The organism is bacterium SCSIO 12696 (assembly GCA_024397955.1).
GTDB lineage: Bacteria > Pseudomonadota > Gammaproteobacteria > Pseudomonadales > Porticoccaceae > SCSIO-12696.
Window position 1 is genome coordinate 1,638,036 of sequence record CP073744.1, and the last position, 19,633, is coordinate 1,657,668.

General features: G+C 54.5%; 18 protein-coding genes. 2 read left to right on the forward strand and 16 right to left on the reverse strand.

What is annotated here, in order from left to right; all coding sequences use genetic code 11:
* Positions 1 to 74 precede the first annotated feature (74 nt).
* The 8 genes from KFE80_07495 to KFE80_07530 all read right to left on the reverse strand — a co-directional run bounded on the left by KFE80_07495 (position 75) and on the right by KFE80_07530 (position 7,749).
* Complete coding sequence (locus KFE80_07495; protein ID UTW44248.1) at positions 75 to 905, reverse strand: septal ring lytic transglycosylase RlpA family protein; 831 nt, start codon at positions 903 to 905, stop codon at positions 75 to 77.
* Entirely contained in the window at positions 892 to 1,878 is a 987-nt protein-coding gene (mltB, locus tag KFE80_07500) for a lytic murein transglycosylase B (GenBank protein ID UTW46668.1), read from the reverse strand. Before mltB ends, KFE80_07495 begins: the two co-directional genes overlap by 14 nt.
* A gap of 60 nt (positions 1,879 to 1,938) precedes the next feature.
* Entirely contained in the window at positions 1,939 to 3,066 is a 1,128-nt protein-coding gene (rodA, locus tag KFE80_07505) for a rod shape-determining protein RodA (GenBank protein UTW44249.1), read from the reverse strand.
* A gap of 2 nt (positions 3,067 to 3,068) precedes the next feature.
* A complete protein-coding gene (mrdA, locus tag KFE80_07510; GenBank protein ID UTW44250.1) occupies positions 3,069 to 4,871 on the reverse strand; it encodes a penicillin-binding protein 2 in 1,803 nt (600 codons plus the stop codon).
* 90 nt (positions 4,872 to 4,961) lie between these two features.
* Positions 4,962 to 5,429: a 23S rRNA (pseudouridine(1915)-N(3))-methyltransferase RlmH gene (rlmH, locus tag KFE80_07515; GenBank protein ID UTW44251.1), complete on the reverse strand. Its 468-nt coding sequence runs from the start codon at positions 5,427 to 5,429 to the stop codon at positions 4,962 to 4,964.
* Positions 5,430 to 5,440: 11 nt separating this feature from the next.
* The gene (rsfS, locus tag KFE80_07520; protein UTW44252.1) at positions 5,441 to 5,788 is read right to left on the reverse strand and encodes a ribosome silencing factor; all 348 of its coding nucleotides are present in this window, start codon (positions 5,786 to 5,788) and stop codon (positions 5,441 to 5,443) included.
* Between the two features lie 20 nt (positions 5,789 to 5,808).
* On the reverse strand, positions 5,809 to 6,492 hold the full coding sequence (gene nadD, locus KFE80_07525) for a nicotinate-nucleotide adenylyltransferase (GenBank protein ID UTW44253.1): 684 nt from the start codon (positions 6,490 to 6,492) through the stop codon (positions 5,809 to 5,811).
* A 3-nt stretch (positions 6,493 to 6,495) separates the two neighbouring features.
* A complete protein-coding gene (locus tag KFE80_07530; GenBank protein ID UTW44254.1) occupies positions 6,496 to 7,749 on the reverse strand; it encodes a glutamate-5-semialdehyde dehydrogenase in 1,254 nt (417 codons plus the stop codon).
* Between the two features lie 253 nt (positions 7,750 to 8,002).
* On the opposite strand from KFE80_07530, the gene KFE80_07535 reads away from it, so the two are divergent.
* Positions 8,003 to 9,124 carry a glutamate 5-kinase gene (locus tag KFE80_07535; GenBank protein ID UTW44255.1) on the forward strand — a complete coding sequence of 374 codons (1,122 nt, stop codon included), beginning with the start codon at positions 8,003 to 8,005 and terminating at the stop codon, positions 9,122 to 9,124.
* Here the strand turns inward: KFE80_07535 and KFE80_07540 are convergent.
* The 5 genes from KFE80_07540 to KFE80_07560 all read right to left on the reverse strand — a co-directional run bounded on the left by KFE80_07540 (position 9,121) and on the right by KFE80_07560 (position 14,450).
* Entirely contained in the window at positions 9,121 to 9,798 is a 678-nt protein-coding gene (locus tag KFE80_07540) for an ion transporter (protein ID UTW46669.1), read from the reverse strand. The two genes, KFE80_07535 and KFE80_07540, sit on opposite strands and share 4 nt — an antisense overlap.
* A 17-nt stretch (positions 9,799 to 9,815) precedes the next feature.
* On the reverse strand, positions 9,816 to 11,678 hold the full coding sequence (locus KFE80_07545; GenBank protein ID UTW44256.1) for a M48 family metallopeptidase: 1,863 nt from the start codon (positions 11,676 to 11,678) through the stop codon (positions 9,816 to 9,818).
* 41 nt (positions 11,679 to 11,719) lie between these two features.
* Positions 11,720 to 12,316 carry a LemA family protein gene (locus KFE80_07550; GenBank protein ID UTW44257.1) on the reverse strand — a complete coding sequence of 199 codons (597 nt, stop codon included), beginning with the start codon at positions 12,314 to 12,316 and terminating at the stop codon, positions 11,720 to 11,722.
* Positions 12,317 to 12,393: 77 nt separating this feature from the next.
* A complete protein-coding gene (locus tag KFE80_07555) occupies positions 12,394 to 13,764 on the reverse strand; it encodes a HAMP domain-containing protein (GenBank protein UTW44258.1) in 1,371 nt (456 codons plus the stop codon).
* Positions 13,764 to 14,450, reverse strand: a complete 687-nt coding sequence (locus tag KFE80_07560; GenBank protein UTW44259.1) for a response regulator transcription factor — start codon at positions 14,448 to 14,450, stop codon at positions 13,764 to 13,766. The genes KFE80_07555 and KFE80_07560 overlap by 1 nt, the downstream gene beginning before the upstream one ends.
* A 170-nt stretch (positions 14,451 to 14,620) precedes the next feature.
* Here KFE80_07560 and KFE80_07565 point away from each other — a divergent pair, with 170 nt between their 5' ends.
* Positions 14,621 to 15,121: a Spy/CpxP family protein refolding chaperone gene (locus KFE80_07565; protein UTW44260.1), complete on the forward strand. Its 501-nt coding sequence runs from the start codon at positions 14,621 to 14,623 to the stop codon at positions 15,119 to 15,121.
* A gap of 76 nt (positions 15,122 to 15,197) precedes the next feature.
* On the opposite strand, the gene KFE80_07570 is transcribed toward KFE80_07565, so the two are convergent.
* The 3 genes from KFE80_07570 to KFE80_07580 all read right to left on the reverse strand — a co-directional run bounded on the left by KFE80_07570 (position 15,198) and on the right by KFE80_07580 (position 19,621).
* Entirely contained in the window at positions 15,198 to 17,252 is a 2,055-nt protein-coding gene (locus KFE80_07570; GenBank protein ID UTW44261.1) for a hypothetical protein, read from the reverse strand.
* A 180-nt stretch (positions 17,253 to 17,432) separates the two neighbouring features.
* Positions 17,433 to 18,659 (reverse strand): sodium:proton antiporter, encoded by a 1,227-nt coding sequence (locus tag KFE80_07575; GenBank protein UTW44262.1) that lies wholly within the window; start codon positions 18,657 to 18,659, stop codon positions 17,433 to 17,435.
* A gap of 2 nt (positions 18,660 to 18,661) precedes the next feature.
* Complete coding sequence (locus tag KFE80_07580; protein UTW44263.1) at positions 18,662 to 19,621, reverse strand: 2-hydroxyacid dehydrogenase; 960 nt, start codon at positions 19,619 to 19,621, stop codon at positions 18,662 to 18,664.
* Between the last annotated feature and the right edge of the window lie 12 nt (positions 19,622 to 19,633).

The following is a 19,633-nucleotide window of genomic DNA, read 5'->3' on the forward strand; positions in this document are numbered from 1 at the left end:
CTTTGGGCTTTGGCAGGAAAAAATCGGCGGCAATTCTACCACGAGAGCGTGTTGGAATGAGTGAAACAGTTGGTTTAATAGTGAACCAAAAATGGAGATAGTTTTTCTTTGCTGCGCACCATCTCCTTGACCCGCTTTTGCTCCGTCGATTGCTGGAGCGGGCCAATTAAAACTTTATAGAGCAAACCGTTGGCACCTTCGTGGATAGTCATCAAAACCGGATGCCCCGCCCACTGCCGCACTCTGGCCTGCATTTGCAGAGCGGGCTTTGCTTGAGAAAAAGCGGCCAACTGCAGGTAACTGCCCTCTTCCATTGGCTTACCGAGCTGTTTCGGTGGGCGTACCGGCTCAGCTCGGCTGGCCTGTTGCAGGGGGTCGATGTACTCCACTTCCACCTGGGCCAGGCCATCGCTGGCAAAGCCGAGCTTTTTGGCGGCGGCGTAGGAAAGGTCGATCAGGCGGTCGTGCAAAAACGGGCCGCGATCATTGACTCGCACCACCACCTGGCGGCCATTTTCCAGGTTGGTGACTTTCACGTAAGCGGGAATTTTCAGGGTTTTATGGGCGGCGGTCATGGCAAACATATCGTAGGTTTCGCCATTGGCCGTTTTTCTGCCATGGAACTTGCTGCCGTACCAGGACGCCATGCCCCGCGCCTTGTAACCGCGGTTGTCCGGGAGCAGGCGATAGGTTTTGCCCAGCGCCCGGTAGGGGTTGGTATTGCCCGCGCGGGTGATGGGCTCTACTTTGGGTACCGCGTCCGGGATCTGGCTGACATCCCGATCCCGGCTCGGGGGCCGGTCATCCTTGTAGTAATTGGAACTTTCGCAACCAGCCAAGACCAGCAGCGTGGCCGCCAGCCAGTAGCGTACAGGTGCGTTGTTGCCGGATTTAGTTTTCGCCAACGTCGCGTTCCATACGTTCGCGAATAGCCTCGCTCACCTGATACACCGCCATCGCGTACAGCTTGCTGTGGTTGTAGCGGGTAATTACATAGAAGTTGTGCAGGCCAAACCAAAACTCCGCGCCTTTGGAACCATTGAGTTTCATCGCTGAAGCCATGGCGTCCGGCGACGCAAAGTCCACTGGAAAATAGCCGTGCTCACTGAACTCCAGAATGGTGCGATCCGGCTTCAGGCCCTGGGTAATCACATCTGGTGAATAATCCGACTTGAGCTTGACCCGGGTGGCCACCGGTTCGCCGTCTTTCCAGCCGTGTTCGGCAAAGTAGTTGGCGACACTGCCAATGGCATCGGTGGTATTGTTCCAGATGTCCGCAAAGCCGTCTTTGTCGTAGTCTACGGCGTAAGCGCGGTAGCTACTGGGGATAAACTGGCCAAAGCCCATGGCTCCGGCGTAAGAACCTTTGAGCTTGAGAGGGTCCTGGTTCTGCTCTCGAGCCAGCAGCAGAAAATGCTCCAGCTGCTTGGTAAAGAAGCGGCTGCGCTTGGGGTAATCAAACGCCAAAGTGGACAGCGCGTCCAGCACCCGGAAAGAGCCCTTGTTGCGACCGTAGTAGGTTTCCACCCCAATAATCGCCACAATTACCGCGGGATCCACGCCGTAGTCTTTTTGCGCTCGAGTCAACACATCGGCATTTTCACGCCAAAAGCGGGTTCCCAAATCAATGCGCTTATTGGTGTAAAAAATCTTGCGGTAGTCCTTCCAAGGTTTGACCTTTTCCGCCGGGCGAGTCATGGCATCGATGATGCTCTGTTTGTACTCGGCCTCGGCAAACAGGCGCCTCAAATCCGTGGCTTTAAAACCATGTTCTTCCACCATCTTGCCGATAAACGCTTCTGCCTGGGGGTTACCCAGATAGTTTTTTGCCTGTGCACCGGCAGCAAATACCAACAACATCGCCACCAAAATACGCATTACGGGTTTGTTCACCTATACCACTCCCTTCACTGAAATATGCGAGCCCTTGAGAAGGCCCTATTTCTTACCAACACAAACGGCCATCAGCATACCAAACCCCAGCAGCAGGGTCACAATGGATGTGCCACCATAACTTACCAAGGGTAGAGGTACCCCAACCACAGGTAGAACGCCAGACACCATACCCATGTTGACCACCACATACACAAAAAATGTCAGCGCGATGCTGCCCGCCAGCAGGCGGCCAAACATATTGCTAGCGCGCAACGTCAAAAACAGGCAGCGCCCCACAATTAGCAAGTACAGCCCCAAAAGGCTGAGCACTCCGGTCAGGCCAAATTCTTCACTGAGTACCGCGATAATAAAATCCGTGTGGGGCTCTGGCAGAAAGTCCAACTGCGATTGAGTGCCCTGCATCCACCCTTTGCCCTGCCAGCCACCGGAACCGATTGCCGTGGTGGACTGAATAATATTCCAGCCGGAACCGAGGCGATCCGCCTGGGGGTCGAGCAACGTCAGGATGCGTTGTTTCTGGTAATCGTGCAGTAAAAACAACCAAAACAGCGGAATCGCCGCCAGTGCCAGCAGCGCAGCGCCACCCATATAGCGCTTGTGCAGCCCCGCCAGAAACAACACAAAAAAACCGGAGGCAAAAATTAGTAGCGCAGTACCCAAATCCGGTTGCAACCCCACCAACAGCCCCGGCAGTGCCATCATCAACAAAGCGGCGACAATATAGCGGAATGCAGGGGGCAGTGGCCGCTGCCCCAGATAACTGGCCAGCATCAGTGGCACTGCGATTTTCATAATTTCCGAGGGCTGAAAGCGAAATCCACCCAGCTCCAACCAGCGTTGAGCCCCCTTGGCACCCACCCCAAAGAACAACACTGCCACCAACAACAATAAACCCATGCCGTAGGGCGCTGCCGCCCAGCGAACCAGCAGACGCGGCGACAGTTGTGCAGTCACCAGCATCACAAAAAAGCCTATACCGTAGTACGCCAGTTGGCGTTTAACATAGTGTTGGCTCTGGTCAGTGGCGCTGTAGAGCACCAACAAACCAACACCGCAGAGCAACATCAGCAACACAATCAACGGCAAGTCCAAGTGCAACTTCTGCCAGCGATTTTTGCGGTACATACCGGTGCTGTGCTGGCGCAGATGGCGAACAAAATCGTTTTGCATCGCTATTCCGCCCCCTCTTTAGTCAGAGGAGTTGGCGCATATTCCAACAACCAGGCATCCATCACCTGGCGCGCCACTTTGGCGCTGCGGCTGCTCTTCTCACCATTCTCGATAATCACCGCCACGGCAATTTGGGGGTCGTCTGCGGGGGCGTAACCGATAAACAGAGCGTGGGGGCGTTTACGTTTTGCCACTGCCTCGGCGTCGTACTCCTCCCCTTGGGCGATGCCCACCACCTGAGCGGTACCGGTTTTACCGGCAATGCGATACTGCAAGTCTTTGGAAATGGATTGGGCGGTGCCGCGAATATTGTGTATCACCGACTCCATGGCAGCCTGTACCACATTCCAGCTGGCGTCACTGGCCTGTACGTGCTGACTGGGCGGCTCCAGATCCACCACCTCCTCCGCCACCTTTTTCACCAACTTGGGCGGTCTGCCCTCACCGCGATTGGCCAGACGCATGGCCATTACCGCGAGCTGCAATGGGGTAGCAGTACTAAACCCCTGGCCAATGGAGGTGTTGATGGTGTCACCAGGAAACCAGGGCAGCCCTCTGGCGCCTTCTTTCCAGGGGCGATCGGGCATCACACCCGCCTTCTCCCCAGACAGATCAATACCGGTGGGCTGGCCCAGGCCGAACATTTTGCCGTAGGGCGCCATGCGGTCGATGCCCATATCGTAGCTGACGCGGTAAAAGTAGATATCGCAGGACTGGCGAATCGCATCATTCAAGGTCATATGGCCATGGCCACGTCGCTCCCAGCAGCGGTATTCGTGATCGTGGTTAGGCAACTTGTAAAACCCAGGCCCCCAAATACGGGTTGCCGGTGTCGCTACCCCGGTTTCAAGGGTAGCGAGTCCGTAAGCGGGCTTTACCGTAGACGCCGGCGGATAAGTGCCCTGCACAGTGCGGTTGAGCAAAGGCCGATCCAAAGAATCCCGCAGCTCACCGTAATCCCGGTGGCTGATTCCGGTCACAAACAGATTGGCGTTGTAACTGGGCGCACTCACCATGGCCAGCACCCCGCCGGTTTCGGTATCCAAGGCCACTACCGAGCCTCGCTCTCCGGCCAGGGCGTCCAGCGCCACTTTCTGCAAGCGGCTGTCGATAAACAATTGCAGATCGGAACCTGGCACTGGGTCGTTGCGTTCCAGCACTCGCATCACACGACCTAGCGAGTTGGTTTCCACATGCTCGTTGCCCACCTGGCCCAGCAGTTGATCTTCGTAGTAGTACTCTAGGCCACGCTTGCCGATCACATCGGTGCCCTGATACAACTGCTCATCACGGCGGTTCAGGTCGCCCTCGCTGATGCGACTGACATAGCCCAGCACGTGGGCCATCAATTCCTGCTGCGGGTAGTAACGCACCACCTGGGCGGCGACTTCTACCCCAGGCAGGCGATGGGCATCCACCGCCAAAATGCCGCGCTCACGCTCGGTCAGGTTGTAACGCAGAGGAATCGCTTCGTAGGGGTGACGCCGGGTCAGGCGCTTTTTAAATTGCGCGACCTGCTGCTCCGAAATATCGATCATTTGGCCTAATTGGGCCAGCAGCGCATCCAGATCGTCGCTGCGCTCGACCACAATCCGCAAGGTAAAGCTGGGGCGATTGTCCGCTAACAGCACACCGTTGCGGTCGTAAACCAGCCCGCGAATGGGGGCCACCGGGCGAACGTGCACCCGGTTCTCATCAGATGCGGCGACAAAATGATCGTGATTGGTCACCTGCAAGCTGTAGTAACGCCCCGCCAAAGCCAGAGTCAGACCAACCACCACCAACGCAGCCACCAGCAAGCGCATGGCGTACAGTGACCTCTCCCGCTGGGAATCTTTAAGCTTCTGGTTAATGGTTATACTCCGGAGGACACAAGGCGGAGGATGCTCGCTTCATTATTTATGGTAGGGATGACCCACGTTAATCGTCCAGGCACGGTACAGCTGCTCTGCCAGCAGGATACGCACCAGCGGGTGTGGCAGCGTCAGCGGTGACAGCGACCACTTGGCATCCGCTCTGGCCAGACAGGGTGCCGCCAAACCATCGGGGCCACCGATCAAAAAACTGTAATCACAGCCCTGAAACTGCCAGTCGCTTAATTGACCGGCCAGCTGTTCGGTGCTCCAGGGTTTGCCTTTGACATCCAGCGCCACCACCCGATCATTGTGGCCGATGGCCTTGAGCATGGCCTCCCCCTCCCGGGCAATGGCCCGCTTGAGGTCGGCCCCTTTACCACGTTGGCCAAGAGGTAGCTCGTGCCACTCCAGTTTTAATTCCGGGGGCAGGCGCTTGCTGTATTCAGCAACACCAGCCTCTACCCACGAAGGCATTTTGGTGCCAACAGCAATAATTTTCAGGCGCATGGTTTCGGCAGTTACTGCTGTTCTTTACCAACATCATCCGGGCGCATGGACCAGAGTTTTTCCAAATCGTAAAACACACGGGTGGCCGGCAACATAATGTGCACCACCACATCACCGAGATCCACCAGCACCCACTCTGCGCGGTCGGCACCCTCCACTCCCAATGGCTGGAAGCCGGCGGCCTTGGCCTCGTGAGTAACGTTGTCGGCCAGGGCTTTAACATGGCGGTTGGACGTGCCACTGGCGACGATCATGGTATCCATCACATCGCTCAAACCACTCACGTCCAGAGTGACAACATCTTTTGCTTTAACGCCTTCCAGGGCATCGATAACCAGTTCCTGCAAACCTTGACTCATAAATTTTTCCAAACCATCTTTCAACTCACCTTTTTGTACAGGTTGTGTTCTTTAATGTAGCTTATTACCGGCTCTGGCAACAGGTAACGCACCGATTCTGACTTCACCAGTGCCTGGCGAATACCTGTGGATGATACTGGCAGCAGCGTTAACTGCTCCAACCAGACGCCGCCACAAGGCTGCTCCAGCAGCTGTTGTAGCTGTTCAACACGATAATCTGCCAGCCATTGAGCGATCGGGCCACTGTCTGGCAGGCTCCAGCCGGGCCGAGCCACCACGACCAAATGCGCAAAATCCAGCAGTTCGCGCCAGCGGTGCCAGCTGTCCAGAGATAACAGGGAATCCATGCCAACACATAGGCAGATCACAGCCTGCGGGCCCAATTCGGCGCGCAACTCAATGACAGAATCGATGGTATAAGAAGGCCGGTCACCATTGGTTTTTGCGCGACGCAGTTCCCGATCGTCCACTTGCAAACCGGGCTCATCCACCAGCGCCAATTGCAGCATGGCCAGGCGATGCTCTGCGGTTACCTCCGGAGCATCCCGATGAGGAGGCAGCGCACAAGGCATCAAGCGCATTTCATCCAGTTGCAGATGCTGGCGGAGTTCCAACGCCGAGCGCAGGTGGCCGATATGTACCGGGTTGAAGGTACCCCCAAACAGACCCACAGCGAGCCGCTGGGACGGTGAGCGATGGCTCAACGGTTACTGCCTGATCTGGCCATCGCCAAACACAATCCACTTTTGGGAGGTCAGCCCTTCCAGTCCCACTGGGCCGCGAGCGTGGAATTTGTCGGTGGAGATGCCGATCTCGGCACCCAGCCCGTACTCAAAGCCATCGGCAAAACGAGTGGACGCATTAATCATCACCGAGCTGGAATCCACTTCCGCCAGAAAACGGCGACCGGTGGTGTAATTTTCGGTCACGATGGACTCAGTATGGCCAGAGCTGTACTGAGCGATATGGTCCATGGCTTCATCTGCATCTGTTACCACACGAATGGACAGCACCGGGCCCAAATACTCTGTGACCCAATCCTCCTCGCTGGCCGGGGTGCAGGTAATCAGCTGTTGGGTACGCTCGCAGCCTCGCAGCTCCACCCCTTTGTCCCCGTAAGCCTGGGCCAGGCGCGGCAGAATCTCGCTGGCTACCGCATCCGCCACCAACAGGGTTTCCATGGCGTTACATACACCATAGCGATGGGTCTTGGCGTTAAAGGCAATGTTAAAGGCCTTCTCCAGATCCGCAGCGTCATCAATGTACACGTGGCAAATACCGTCCAGGTGCTTGATAACCGGTACCCGCGCATCGTTGCTGATGCGTTCAATCAGGCCGCGACCGCCGCGGGGAATAATCACATCCACATAGTCTGGCATGGTAATCAGCTGGCCTACCGCTGCGCGGTCGGTGGTTTCAATCAGCTGTATCGCATTTTCTGGCAGCCCTGCTTCAGTCAGCCCCGCCGCTACACAACGGGCAATGGCGCAATTGCTATTAATGGCTTCACTGCCACCACGCAAAATAGCCGCATTGCCGGATTTCAAGCACAAACTGGCGGCGTCGATGGTCACATTGGGGCGAGATTCGTAAATAATACCCACCACCCCCAAAGGCACGCGCATTTTGCCCAACTGAATACCGGTGGGACGATAGCGCAAATCACTGATTTCACCGATGGGATCTTCAAGGCCAGCCACTTGGCGCAGGCCTTCCAACATGCCATCGATACGGTTGTTATCCAGTGCCAGACGATCCAGCAAAGCCGCATCCAGGCCGGATTCACGCCCTGCCTCAAGGTCTTTTTGATTGGCCACCAGCAATTCCTCGCGGGCACTGTCCAGCGCTGCGGCCATGGCCAGCAGGGCACGATTTTTTTGCTCGCTGGTGGCGCGAGCAACGGCCCGGGACGCCTGACGCGCCCGCTGGCCGGTTTCATTCATATACGTAGAAATATCCATGGCGGCGATAATACCCAAGCGGAGGAGAAAAGGGTACAACCGAATGTTGCTCTACGTATCACTGCAAGCGATGAATCGGGTGCCACTTGCCGTGACTGTGGCCAGCAGGGATGCTTATTTTATAAGGAAGGCACGGCGTGTCACCGCAAGTGGTACCCGGTTCACTGCTGACTTGATGCCCTGTTTATTGACAGCCTGTGATACAGTCCGCAACCGAGCCGCACCATGAACATAAGCACCGTAATTAGTACCCATGAATATCCGCAGTCAACTTAACAACAGCCGCCGCTGGGTAGTCAAAATCGGCAGCGCCCTGCTCACCGACAATGGACAGTGTCTGGACAGTGACGCCATCGGCCAATGGGCACAGCAACTGGCGTTTCTGCGAGGTCAGGGCGTTGAAGTGGTGTTGGTGTCCTCCGGAGCGGTGGCTGCCGGTCTCAGCCAACTGGGGCTCAAACAGCGGCCAGACACCATTCATCAGCTACAAGCGGTTGCTGCCGTGGGCCAGATGGGGCTGGTGCAAACCTGGCAGAGCGCACTGCAACAACACGATCTGCAAACCGCGCAAATCCTGCTGACTCACGATGACTTGTCTAACCGCCGTCGCTACCTGAATGCTCGCAGTACCCTGCGTGCGCTGCTGGATTTGGGCGTTATTCCGGTCATTAACGAAAACGATACCGTGGTAACCGATGAAATTCGCTTTGGTGACAACGACACCCTGGGTGCGCTAGTGGCCAATCTGGTGGAAGCGGACACACTCACCATACTCACGGACCAGAAAGGTTTGTACAGCGCCGACCCACGCAACAACCCAGACGCCGAGCTGATTAGCGAAGAGCGCGCCGCCAATAGCAGCCTGGACAAACTGGCCAGCGGCGGTGGCACCCTGGGGCGCGGCGGCATGGTAACCAAGCTGCGGGCTGCGCGCCTGGCGGCTCGCTCCGGTGCCCACACCCTAATCGCTTGGGGACATGAAACTGATATTCTCAAGCGTTTGCACGGCGGCGAAAACCTGGGCACCTGTTTGCGCGCCGACGAACAACCAGTGGCCGCTCGCAAGCAATGGCTTGCCGGTCAACTGCAGTTTCGCGGCACCCTTACTCTCGATGACGGCGCCGTTAAAGTATTGCAACAGCAAGGCAAAAGCCTATTGCCTATTGGAGTGACCAACGTAACCGGTCAATTCCAACGCGGCGACCTGGTGCGCTGTGTGGATAACAACGGCCGAGAGGTGGCTCGTGGCCTGGTGAATTACAGCGCTGAAGACAGCGCCAGAATTTGTGGTAAAAACAGTCGCGAAATTGCTGAGTTATTGGGGTTTATTGATTCCGAGGAATTGATTCATCGCAATAATATGGTGGTGGTTTAGTTATCATCGCAGACGTCACTTGAGAGTTTGGTGCTATTCTTTTTTTGTAAAACAAGCCAAGCTACGATCATTGAATTCAGATAAGCAAAAACTAACAAGCCAACCTTATTAAGCACAATCGTCATGGTCACGCCTTCAGGACTAACCGCATGACTAATAGATGATTTTGCATTCATTAAATTCAAGAACGCCCACCACAATGCTGACTCAGCTGTCGATATATTGGAGTTATAGTCCCGCTCGAACTCCAAAATAAATGCTGCAGACAATGAAAAGGCAAAGAACACCACTAAAAACACACAAAGCGTTAGTGTTTCAAATTTATTTGCATGCAGACTTCCTACAAGGACACGAATAGATTTTATTGCCCTGAGGTATCGAATTATACGAATAACTTTTGAAAGGCGTCCCCATCTCAATGGATCCAATGCTGGTATCGAGGCCAACAAATCTATCCAACCCCATTTCATATATTCAATTTTTGATTTGGCTGCAAAAAAGCAAATAAAGAAATCAATCAAGAATAAAAGGCAGATAAAGAAGTCAACATACTGAAGAATCTTTTTTATCTCTGGATCTGATATCCAAAATGCCTCTATGAGCAGAGCAAAGAGTACATAAACACTTAACACAATCAGAGTCAGTTTATATAAAGGCGATCCCGTCTCTGTCATCACAAATGGTCCTATGCTCAGGCACTTAACACCGGCATCGGACAGTCCAACGCTACCGCCACCACACGCAGCCATTCCCGCTCCCTGGCTGTCACTTGATTATCGTGTTCGATGCAGGCGGCGCAGGCTTTTAGCAGGCGTTCTTTGAGTGGCGCCTGCAACCGTTGCAGACGATTAAGAGCGGCGTCGATAGCTGGCAGGCTCAGCTCCTGCTCACGGACAATGGGAGAAGGCCCGATATTGAGCACATTCAAGGCTTTAAAAAATGCCGTTTCCGCTGGGTAGTAACTTTTGTGACCCTGATGGGCCACCAGGCTCATCAGCTGAAAGCACTCTTTGCTGACCCGATAAAGGGAATCGATGCTTCGGCCTTGTTTACCCGGGAGGCTGTAGCTACTTTCCAGATAGTCGGAAAGCAGGCGCTGCAACATCCATTCAAAAGGGTCCAGTTCACCATCGGCAGCGACCACTTCTTGCAGATAATGCTCAAATTGTTGGTACTGACGAAAAGATTGCTGTTTGAGCACGGGTACTGCCAGCTCAAGCAATGGCAAACGCTGCTCGGCTTTCAATTTAGCAACCGCTGGCAGCAGCGATTCAACCCGCTGGCGCAGACGAATACCATCGTCTACAAATGTTAGTTGCCGTTGTTGCAGTTCTCCCGGCTTCTTGCTTACCACCATCGCCAACACCAGTGCCCTGGCGTAATAAGGGTGGCGGCTGGCCTGGTCCAACACCTTGGGCAGTCCGGCAATCAGTTGTCGCCCTTGCTTAAGATTAGCCTCGGTCAGCTGCCCGGCCAACGGCACTTGTTGCTGCAAGTTTGCCATGTCACCACCGGCAAACTGACTGACCGTTGGCTGCACATCGCTCGATGCAGATTGAGTGGAAGGCTCTATAAATTCCCCGTCCCAGTCCGGCAATATACGTTGGATGCGCTGTTCCAGAGGTGGGTGGGTAGCAAACGCAGAGCGAGCTTTGCGCAGCAGTACGCTACCAAAAAACAAATGGCTGTTTTGCTCGGCACGATTGCTTTGCATGTAGGACTTGGCAGTGCTGCCACCAATCACTTGTAGCGCACCGGCAATACCCTCAGGGTTGCGTGTATATTGCACCGCGGACGCATCCGCCAGAAATTCCCGCTGGCGACTGACTGCCGCGCGAATCAAATTACCCAACATCACGCCCAGATAACCAATCACGGTGAGCCCAAGGCCAAGCAGTACCAGGCCGCCACCGTTTTTGCTTCTTGTGCGCACCATAGACCGGCGCCCGGAACTGCGCATCAGTATTCGACCGGCCTGGCCGATGAACACAATGCCCGCCAATATAGCAATCAGTCGCAGGTTAATGCGGGTATCGCCGTGGAGAATATGGCTGAACTCGTGGCCAATCACACCCTGAAGCTGGTCGCGATTCAACGCTTGCAAGGCACCCCGAGTAACACCGATCACTGCATCCCGGGCACTGTAGCCGGCGGCGAACGCGTTGATGCCCGATTCTTCCAGCAGGTACACCGGAGGTACCGGCATGCCCGCGGCGATGGCCATTTCTTCCACCACATTCAGTAATTGGCGTTCATCCGGGTCGCGGCTGTCACGGCTCAGCAATACGCCACCCATCTGCTCCGCCACCACTTTGCCGCCGCCCCGCAGCTGTAGCCACTTGAACAGAATCACCAGGCCAATGGTGCCCATCACGGCGATGGATACTTTTAAAAACAGGGTTTGATCCACCCCCTGCAAGTTGCCGTTGTAACCCAGAACTGCAGCCACCAGAAGGTTGGTGAGTACCACCAAGCTGAGCACCGCCAGCAAAAACAGCGCCACCAGCCGCCAGGTACTGCGTCGGGCGCTGTCTTGGTGTTGGTAGAAATTCATTGTTGGCACATCCCTGGCGGTTAGTCGCTAAAAATTGGCGTTTAAAAGCTGACTTTGGGCGCCTGCTGGATGGCTTCGCTGTCTTCAAATTCCAACAGCGAGGCATCATTGCCATGGCCAAAAAAGCCGGCGAATATCACTGGTGGGAAGCTCTGCCGGTAACTGTTGTAGGCCGTAACGCAATCGTTAAAAGACTGGCGGGCAAAAGAGACGCGGTTTTCCGTGGAAGTCAGTTCTTCGGTCAGCTGCATCATGTTTTCGTTGGCTTTGAGATCCGGGTAGGCCTCGACGACCACATTGAGCTTGCCCAACGCTCCGGCAAGAGCCCCCTCGGCACCCGCCAACTCCTGCAAAGCGGCCCCACTGGCTGGGTTAGCAGCAGCGGCTTTAAGGCCGGCAAGAGCGCTGTTGCGGGCGCTGATGACCGCTTCCAGAGTTTCTCTTTCGTGCTTGAGATAGCCTTTGGCGGTTTCCACCAAATTGGGGATCAGGTCGTAGCGGCGTTTTAGTTGAACTTCTATTTGCGCAAACGCATTTTGGTAGCGGTTTTTGAACAGCACCAAGCGGTTGTAAATAGAGGCCACGTAAAGGCCAATGCCAATAATGACCAACCAGAAAATGACTGTAGACCAATCCATATCGGTTCCTTATCAAACGGTGAGGTGAAGCATGGCGCAATAATGCAGTCTTGCAATGGCAAACTCAACGCCAGCCATCAGTCAGACAATGAGATACCGCTGTAAGGTAGACGAACAGTGACGCACAACCCTCCTTTTCGACGATTTTGGGCGAAAGCACTGCCGCCGTGGTGTTCGATGGCGCGCTTGGTAATGGCCATCCCCAAACCGTAACCTTGGTCATTAGAACCCCGCTCACGGGCAGCACTGCCGCGAACAAACGGGTCGAACAGTTTGTCCAGCAGCTCATCGGCGACACCGGGGCCGGCATCGCAAACTTCGATATCAAACCAGGCCTCATCTTTGGCAGCTACGGTGACGGTCACTTCCGTACCCGGCTCCGTATAACGCACGCCATTGCGAATCACATTCTCCAGTGCCTGGTGCAACAATTCCGCGTTGGCCAACAGTTGCGGGTGAATGTTCGCCGTCAACACCACTTGCGCTGTTTTGCTGCGAGCTTCGTAGTTAGCGTCGTCAACAATGGCGGCCAGCAACTCCCGCACATCCACCAAATCCTCTTGCGGCTGAGCATTAAGGCCGGTTTCCAGGCGAGACAATGTCAGTACCTGGCCTACCAACTCTCCAAGGCGTTTAATGTCCCGTTCGAATCGATCCAGCTCATCCGGGCTGAGCGAACTTTGCTGCTGGCGTTTGCGGGCCAGACCAACCGCCATTTGCAGCCGAGCCAACGGCGACCTTAACTCATGGGATACGTCGGTCAGCAGCTGTTTCTGGCCATTGATAAGCTCTTGCAGCTTAGCGGCCATGGCGTCGAAGTCGTGGGCCAGGTCGGCAATTTCATCTCGCCTGGACCCAACTCCGTCAGCCACTCGTATATCCAGATTGCCGCCAGAGTAACTGCGGGTAGCCCGGCTCAGTTGTTTGATGGGCCGACTCAGGTAACGGGCCAACAAAAAGCAAAGCACCAGGCTCACCAACAAAGACACCAGCAACACCAACCATGATCCTCCCATCAAAGATTGCTGCGCCTGTTGGTCCTGGGGGTCTCGCAGTGACAGCACTCGATAGCGATTACCGCTTGGCGCAGTCACCCTGCGCTGCGGAAACACCAGAGGTTTATCCAGCGCCCGCTTTAAGCGCTGCATCAAATGCGGGCGAATTTTGCGGCCATTGAGGTCGCGCCCAGTTTCGTCGACAACCACCAAACCGAGGCGGCGGTGAGAAACACCGGAGGAGCGCATTTCACGCAACAGGCGACGGGCAGCGTCTTCGCCCTCGTCGCGAAGGGTGTAGGCAATGGTCACTACTTCTGGATGACTGGAATTTTCAAACAGGTTTTCGATCAGGTGCTGCCGGTACAATTTCAAACCCACAGCAGCGCCGGCAATAATCACCACAAAAGCCAGCCAGTAGGCGGAGAATAGTTTCCAGAACAACCTACCCACTATTTGGCCTCAATCAACTGGTAGCCAATACCACGAATGGTTTCAATCGTCGGCCCTTGAGAACTGCCGCTGGACAGCTTACGGCGCAGGTGGCTGATGTGCATATCGATACTGCGGTCGTAGCGAGCCAGCGGTTTACCCAGCGCTTCACTGGAAATCAATTCTTTGGTCACTACCTCAGCGGCACGGGAGATCAGGGTATACAGAATGTTGTATTCAGAGCTGGTGAGTTCCAAAGCCATTCCGTTCAGCGTCGCCTGGCGGGAGCCGGGCTGCAAGCACAAACCTGCAAAAGTGCATTCCTGCTGATTGTCGGCACTGCGATCCATACGCCGCAAAATGGCCCTCAACCGAGCCGTCAATTCCCGAGGGCTAAAGGGTTTCGGCAAATAGTCATCAGCACCCATTTCGAGGCCAACAATACGGTCAATTTCCTCGCCGCGGGCAGTGAGCATCAGCACCGGCAACCGGGAGCGGGCACGAACCTGGCGCAGCACATCAAAACCGTTCATTTTCGGCAACATCACGTCGAGCACCACTGCATCAAAGTGGCCACTGCAGCCCATTTGTGCGCCTTGCTCACCATCATTTACACAGGTGGTCGCAAACCCCTCCAGGGTCAAATAATCAGACACCATGTCGCACAGCTCAGTATCGTCATCGACAATCAGAATGTGTTGCCCCATGCAGCTCTCCGCGCCCTTTATCAGTGGCTTATGTTGCCATATCCCAAGCGAACACACTGCTATTTACAAAAGATTTACACCTTCTTACACAGGCTAAACCCTCTCTTACAGCAGCCGAGCATAGACTGGCTTCACATTCTAAACAGGCTCAAACACAGGAGACACAGCCCATGAAGACATTACAAGCAACCGGTATTGCCCTGGCCCTGGTTGGCGCGTTCACCATTTCTACGGCCACTTTGGCAGAGTCCGGTAAGGGCGGCAAACACCGAGGCCACCACGCCGAGCACACTTTTAAACGCATGGCCAAGCACCTTAATCTGGACCAAAGCCAACGGGAACAGGCACGTGCCATACACGAAGAAATGCGCCCGCAAATGCGCGAGCTGAAAAAGGAGAGCCGAGAAGTACGCAAAGCACTGGGCGAAGCCGTGCGCAACGGTGCCAGCCAGGCGGAAATTGAAGCCCTGGCGGCACAACAGGGTGAGCTACACGGACAGCTGGTGGCGAAACGGGCAGAAATGAAGGGCCGCATTCACGATTTGTTGACCGACGAACAAAAGCAGCAATTGGAAGAACACCGTCAAAAACGTATGGAGCGCAAGCAACAGCGTCGGGAAAAAATTCAGCAGCGCCGTGAGGAGCGTCAAGCTCAACAAGAAGAGGCTTGATTAGGCAACCACTGTCACTTTAAAAAAGCGGTGTTTTTAACACCGCTTTTTTTGCGAATTTCCTCCCGATAAAGTTTTAAGGGGAAAATTGGTCGAAAATACAAGATTCGAACGGAGTCGGCCCTATTGAGCGCGCCCAACGCAAAGTACGAAATTGCCCGATGTCGACCAAGCCATCTCCTATATTGACGATGCTCGAACCGTCTGCTGTAGCGATATAAGAGTCCGTACCTGATGAGTTGGTCAGAGAATAAATAACCTGTGAACCGTCAGGCGACCAGAACGTATCAGCAATCGAATCCGCTTGGGTATCATTGAGCAATGCTACCTGGCGGCCATCTGGTGATGCAGAATACAGGTTACTGGATGTCGGATTTTGCCCTGCGGTTTGAAACAAAAAATACGCCGAATCCGAAGACCAGGGCAGAAGATCAACAAAGCTACTGGCACCTGTAGGCAATGGCAGCTCATGGGTATCTGAACCATCCGGCAGTGCTGAAAAAATCCTGGGTGATGGCGAAGGGCTAAAGTCGCCGACGTGGGTTCGATAAGTGATACGAGACGAGTCCGGCGACCAACAGGACTCAAACAGTTCTTCTGTGCCAGTCAAAGCCTGGTTGACTTTCACATTGCCACTGCCATCTATTTGTGAGGTGTATAGCTCAAGCCTTCCCTGAATATCCTGGTCAGCCCAGTAGCTCAGACGAGAAGAGTCCGGGGACCAACGCCACAGGCTCTCGATATCTTCACTGACCCGGCCACCAGTGACTAATTCACCATTAACGCGATTCAGGTCTGTACCATCAGCGGCAACGCTAAACAGTTCTACCGGGCCATTAGAATTCGCCAGAAAGCCAATATGGTTAGAATCAAAAGACACTGAGGGAGAAAACTGAACACTCCTAAGAATACCCGAAGGGCTAGAGGCCGCCAGAGTCAAACTACCTCCATCCGGTTCGTTGACATAATAGCGCTGCTCTTCCGTCAGCGTCGAAAAAGCACTGAAAGTAATTCGGGAAGAATCAAACAGCCACAACAAAAACCCAAAAGTTTCATTATTTTCGTCTATACGGCTGACTCTTACAGGCTCGGAGGAAGCGTCAGGCAGCGCCGTGAAAACCTCTGTCGAACCACCGGCAATACTCATCGCGTAGGCTATGCGTGAGCCGTCCGGAGCCCAAGCTGAAGAACCGACAAAGTCGTTTACAGAGGTTAACGGGCTATTAATTCTGATATTGTCCGTACCATCCGGGCGCACTGTATAAAGACCCCTAATACCTTCACGATCTTCAGCGTACAAAATGCGTGAAGAATCGGGTGCCCAGACTGGACGCACTCCCCGACTGGAACTGACGCCGAACCCTGTAGTGGCAAGGCTAACTTTTACCTGCCCAGAACCGTCGGGGAAAGAGGTAAACAGCTCCCAAACACGAGTAAAGGCATTACGTTGCCTAAAATGCAGCCGTGAACCATCAGGGGCCCAACCATAACTAACCCCCAGTCCACGGGTGATTAATTGCCGCCCAGAGCCATCTGGGGACACAACATAAACAGAGCCCTCATCATTGGCATGATCGATACGATAGCCAACATGGCGACGGTCAGGAGCAATAACAAATGTTCTGATTTCGTCGCCAGGCTCTAACGTCTGGCTTAATTTGGACAAAGTGGCGGATTCAGGGTTATAAGCAAACAATTCCCTGGCACCTATTTGGTCCGGATCGGCGATAAAAACAAAAAAATCATTGGAATTGGCATCAATGGTGACGGTATCGCTGGTGCTGAGGCCACCGCTATCTGTTACCTCCAGCATCAACTGAATTTCTGCCGATGTACCAATATCCACGACCGGCGCTCGAAAACTGGGGTTGCTGACTGTGCTATCAGATAGAGCAACCGCCGGCCCACTGACCTGTGACCAAGCAAAACTGACCCCGCCTTCGGCGTCACTTCCAGCCCCTTCTAATTGCACCAAAGTGCTTTCGTTGACTGTTTGGTTGGCACCTGCGTTTGCCGTTGGTGGTGTATTTACAACGGGGGGCTGAACGGTATTACTACCGCCACCTCCGCCGCCACAGGCGCTTAGTACTATAAAACCGATCAACAACAACAGACGATGTAAACAATCCATGTGCAATTTTCCTTGGACTGACAGATTATGGGATATCTAAAATTATGGGAGGGCAATTAGGAAACACTATTTGCTATAGACGTAACCGGATAGGTAATGCCTGAACGAAGCTTACATGAATGAGGTATTTCAGACCACAAAAGTCAGGGCAGAAAATCCACTAACCCCCGAAAAAAGATACTAAACCTTATCCTTCAACCGATTCAGCAACCACTGGTTACTGGGCGCCTGAATAAACAGTGAGAACACCACCACCCCAAACGCAATGGACTGCACCGTCCACCAGCCTTGCATATCGGTTGGCAGTGACAATGCCAACGCAATGGCCACCACACCTCTCAGGCCACCCCACATCAGCACTGGTTGATAGGCTTTCGGTACCGGTTCACCGGCGGGGGTCAATTGGGCCGCTTTAAGGCTCAGCCAGGTGCTGATAATCCGGGCAACCACCACCACACCAATGGCAATAAGGATCGCCAGCCAGCGTTGGGTAAACATGGCCAGGCTGACGGTGACTCCCATCAGCAAAAACACCAGGTTATTACCCAGCTGCCCCAGCAACCCCCACAGCTGCTTGAGTGGCAGCGCCTGTTGTTTATCCAGTACCCGCTGGTGATTGTGACCAAGCACCAAACCCGCTGCCAGTACCGCCATAATGCCGGACACATGTAACCAGTGTTCGCCCACATAAAAAGTACCGTAGGCGAGCAGCAGCGTCAGTATCGGGGCACTGTAGCCGTCTTTCAGTAGCCTGCTCAACAAACTGGCCAGATAACCGGTCACCAAGCCAAAGCCGATGCCGCCAAAAAACAAACGAGCGAAATCCAATAGCGCGGAGCTGGTCGTCACTGCCTCTGCATCACCCACCGCAAGAGTGATAAATAAGGAGAACATCACCACCGCGGTGGCATCATTGAACAAACTCTCTCCCTCCAGCAGGGTTTCCAATTGCTGAGGGGCGTTGCTGCTTTTGATCTGCGCAACTACCGCAACCGGATCGGTCGCGGCCAGCAAGGCACCACACACCAGAGCAGTGGTCCAGGGGAAACCCGTAGGGTGGTTGATGCCAAAATACACCCCCACAGCGGTGAGCAGCGCCGTTAAGCCCATACCCAAAATAGCCATCCACAGCACCGCGGGCAAATTGCGCAGCAGCTGTTTGGCGTTGAGGTGGTAGGCGGAGTCAAAAATCAGGATAGGTAGGAACACATAAAAGATCAGCGGCTGAAAGCTGTTGGCGCGTATGCCGGTATCGCCACCAAAGCCAATGTAAATTTCAGAGGCCAGATAGCCGACCACCACCAATAACGTGGCCACTGGCAACCGCAACAGCCGAGCCACCGGCGGCGTGGCCAGACTGGCCACCAGCAATATAGTCAGGAACGCAATCAGTTCGGTTATGTGCATTTTTATTCCACCAGACGTTTGGGTTGGCCCGCCAAAAAGCCGCGAATGTTTTCCGCGACCTGCTCAATCAGGGTTTGTCGGGCCTGTCTGCCACCCCAGGCGCAATGCGGGGTTATCAGCAGATTGGGCAAATCATTGGCAAGCAGCGGGTTGCCGTTTTTCGGAGGCTCCTCCGTCAGTACATCCACAGCCGCACCGGCAATTTGGCCGGTGCGCAATGCATCGGCCAATGCCTGTTCATTGACAATGCCGCCGCGGGCAACGTTCAACAACAGTGCGGTGGATTTCATCGCCGCCAACTGAGGGGCATCAATCAGGTTGTGGGTCTCGGGGGTGAGCGGGCAATGCAAGCTCAATACATCAACCTGCGGCAGTAACTCTTGCAAGGGTATTCGCCCAGGTCCTTCACGGCCTGGAAGCGCCGCCACCTGTATATCCATGGATAGCGCTTCGGCAATGTGGGCGACTCCCTTGCCCAGTTCACCATAGCCGACAATACCCAGTGTTTTGCCCGACAGTTCCTGAGCGGGATAGTCCAGACGACAAAACATGGGGCTTTGTTGCCAGCGACCCGCCATCACGTCCCGGTGATAGTCGAAGATTCTACTGCTCAGGGCCAACATCAACGCAACTGTGTGCTGGGCCACGCTGTTGCTGCCGTAGGCCACACAATTGCTCACCACAACACCGGCGGCTTTGGCCGCAACCAGATCGATATTGTTGGTGCCAGTGGCGGCAACCACAATCATCCTGAGTTGAGGGATTGCAGCCAGCACTTCAGCACTGATCGGTACCTTATTGGTAACCACGACGTGTGCACCAGCCAGGCGTTCAATCACCTGTTCAGGGGTGGTATTGCCATAACTTTGCCACTGAAGGGGCAACTCATGGATCGTGTTCAGGTCTAAATCGTCGGTACCAAAGGTATCGGTGTCCAGCAAAACACCTTGCAGATCTGTCATCGAGTTACCGTT

Excerpts from the sequence above, each read along its gene's own strand:
- mltB (UTW46668.1), bottom strand. The coding sequence starts at position 1,878 with ATGCGTATTTTGGTGGCGATGTTGTTGGTATTTGCTGCCGGTGCACAG.
- rodA (UTW44249.1), bottom strand. The coding sequence starts at position 3,066 with ATGCAAAACGATTTTGTTCGCCATCTGCGCCAGCACAGCACCGGTATG.
- mrdA (UTW44250.1), bottom strand. The coding sequence starts at position 4,871 with ATGCGCTTGCTGGTGGCTGCGTTGGTGGTGGTTGGTCTGACTCTGGCT.
- rlmH (UTW44251.1), bottom strand. The coding sequence starts at position 5,429 with ATGCGCCTGAAAATTATTGCTGTTGGCACCAAAATGCCTTCGTGGGTA.
- rsfS (UTW44252.1), bottom strand. The coding sequence starts at position 5,788 with ATGAGTCAAGGTTTGCAGGAACTGGTTATCGATGCCCTGGAAGGCGTT.
- KFE80_07530 (UTW44254.1), bottom strand. The coding sequence starts at position 7,749 with ATGGATATTTCTACGTATATGAATGAAACCGGCCAGCGGGCGCGTCAG.
- KFE80_07535 (UTW44255.1), top strand. The coding sequence starts at position 8,003 with ATGAATATCCGCAGTCAACTTAACAACAGCCGCCGCTGGGTAGTCAAA.
- KFE80_07540 (UTW46669.1), bottom strand. The coding sequence starts at position 9,798 with ATGACAGAGACGGGATCGCCTTTATATAAACTGACTCTGATTGTGTTA.
- KFE80_07545 (UTW44256.1), bottom strand. The coding sequence starts at position 11,678 with ATGAATTTCTACCAACACCAAGACAGCGCCCGACGCAGTACCTGGCGG.
- KFE80_07550 (UTW44257.1), bottom strand. The coding sequence starts at position 12,316 with ATGGATTGGTCTACAGTCATTTTCTGGTTGGTCATTATTGGCATTGGC.
- KFE80_07560 (UTW44259.1), bottom strand. The coding sequence starts at position 14,450 with ATGGGGCAACACATTCTGATTGTCGATGACGATACTGAGCTGTGCGAC.
- KFE80_07565 (UTW44260.1), top strand. The coding sequence starts at position 14,621 with ATGAAGACATTACAAGCAACCGGTATTGCCCTGGCCCTGGTTGGCGCG.
- KFE80_07570 (UTW44261.1), bottom strand. The coding sequence starts at position 17,252 with ATGGATTGTTTACATCGTCTGTTGTTGTTGATCGGTTTTATAGTACTA.
- KFE80_07575 (UTW44262.1), bottom strand. The coding sequence starts at position 18,659 with ATGCACATAACCGAACTGATTGCGTTCCTGACTATATTGCTGGTGGCC.
- KFE80_07580 (UTW44263.1), bottom strand. The coding sequence starts at position 19,621 with ATGACAGATCTGCAAGGTGTTTTGCTGGACACCGATACCTTTGGTACC.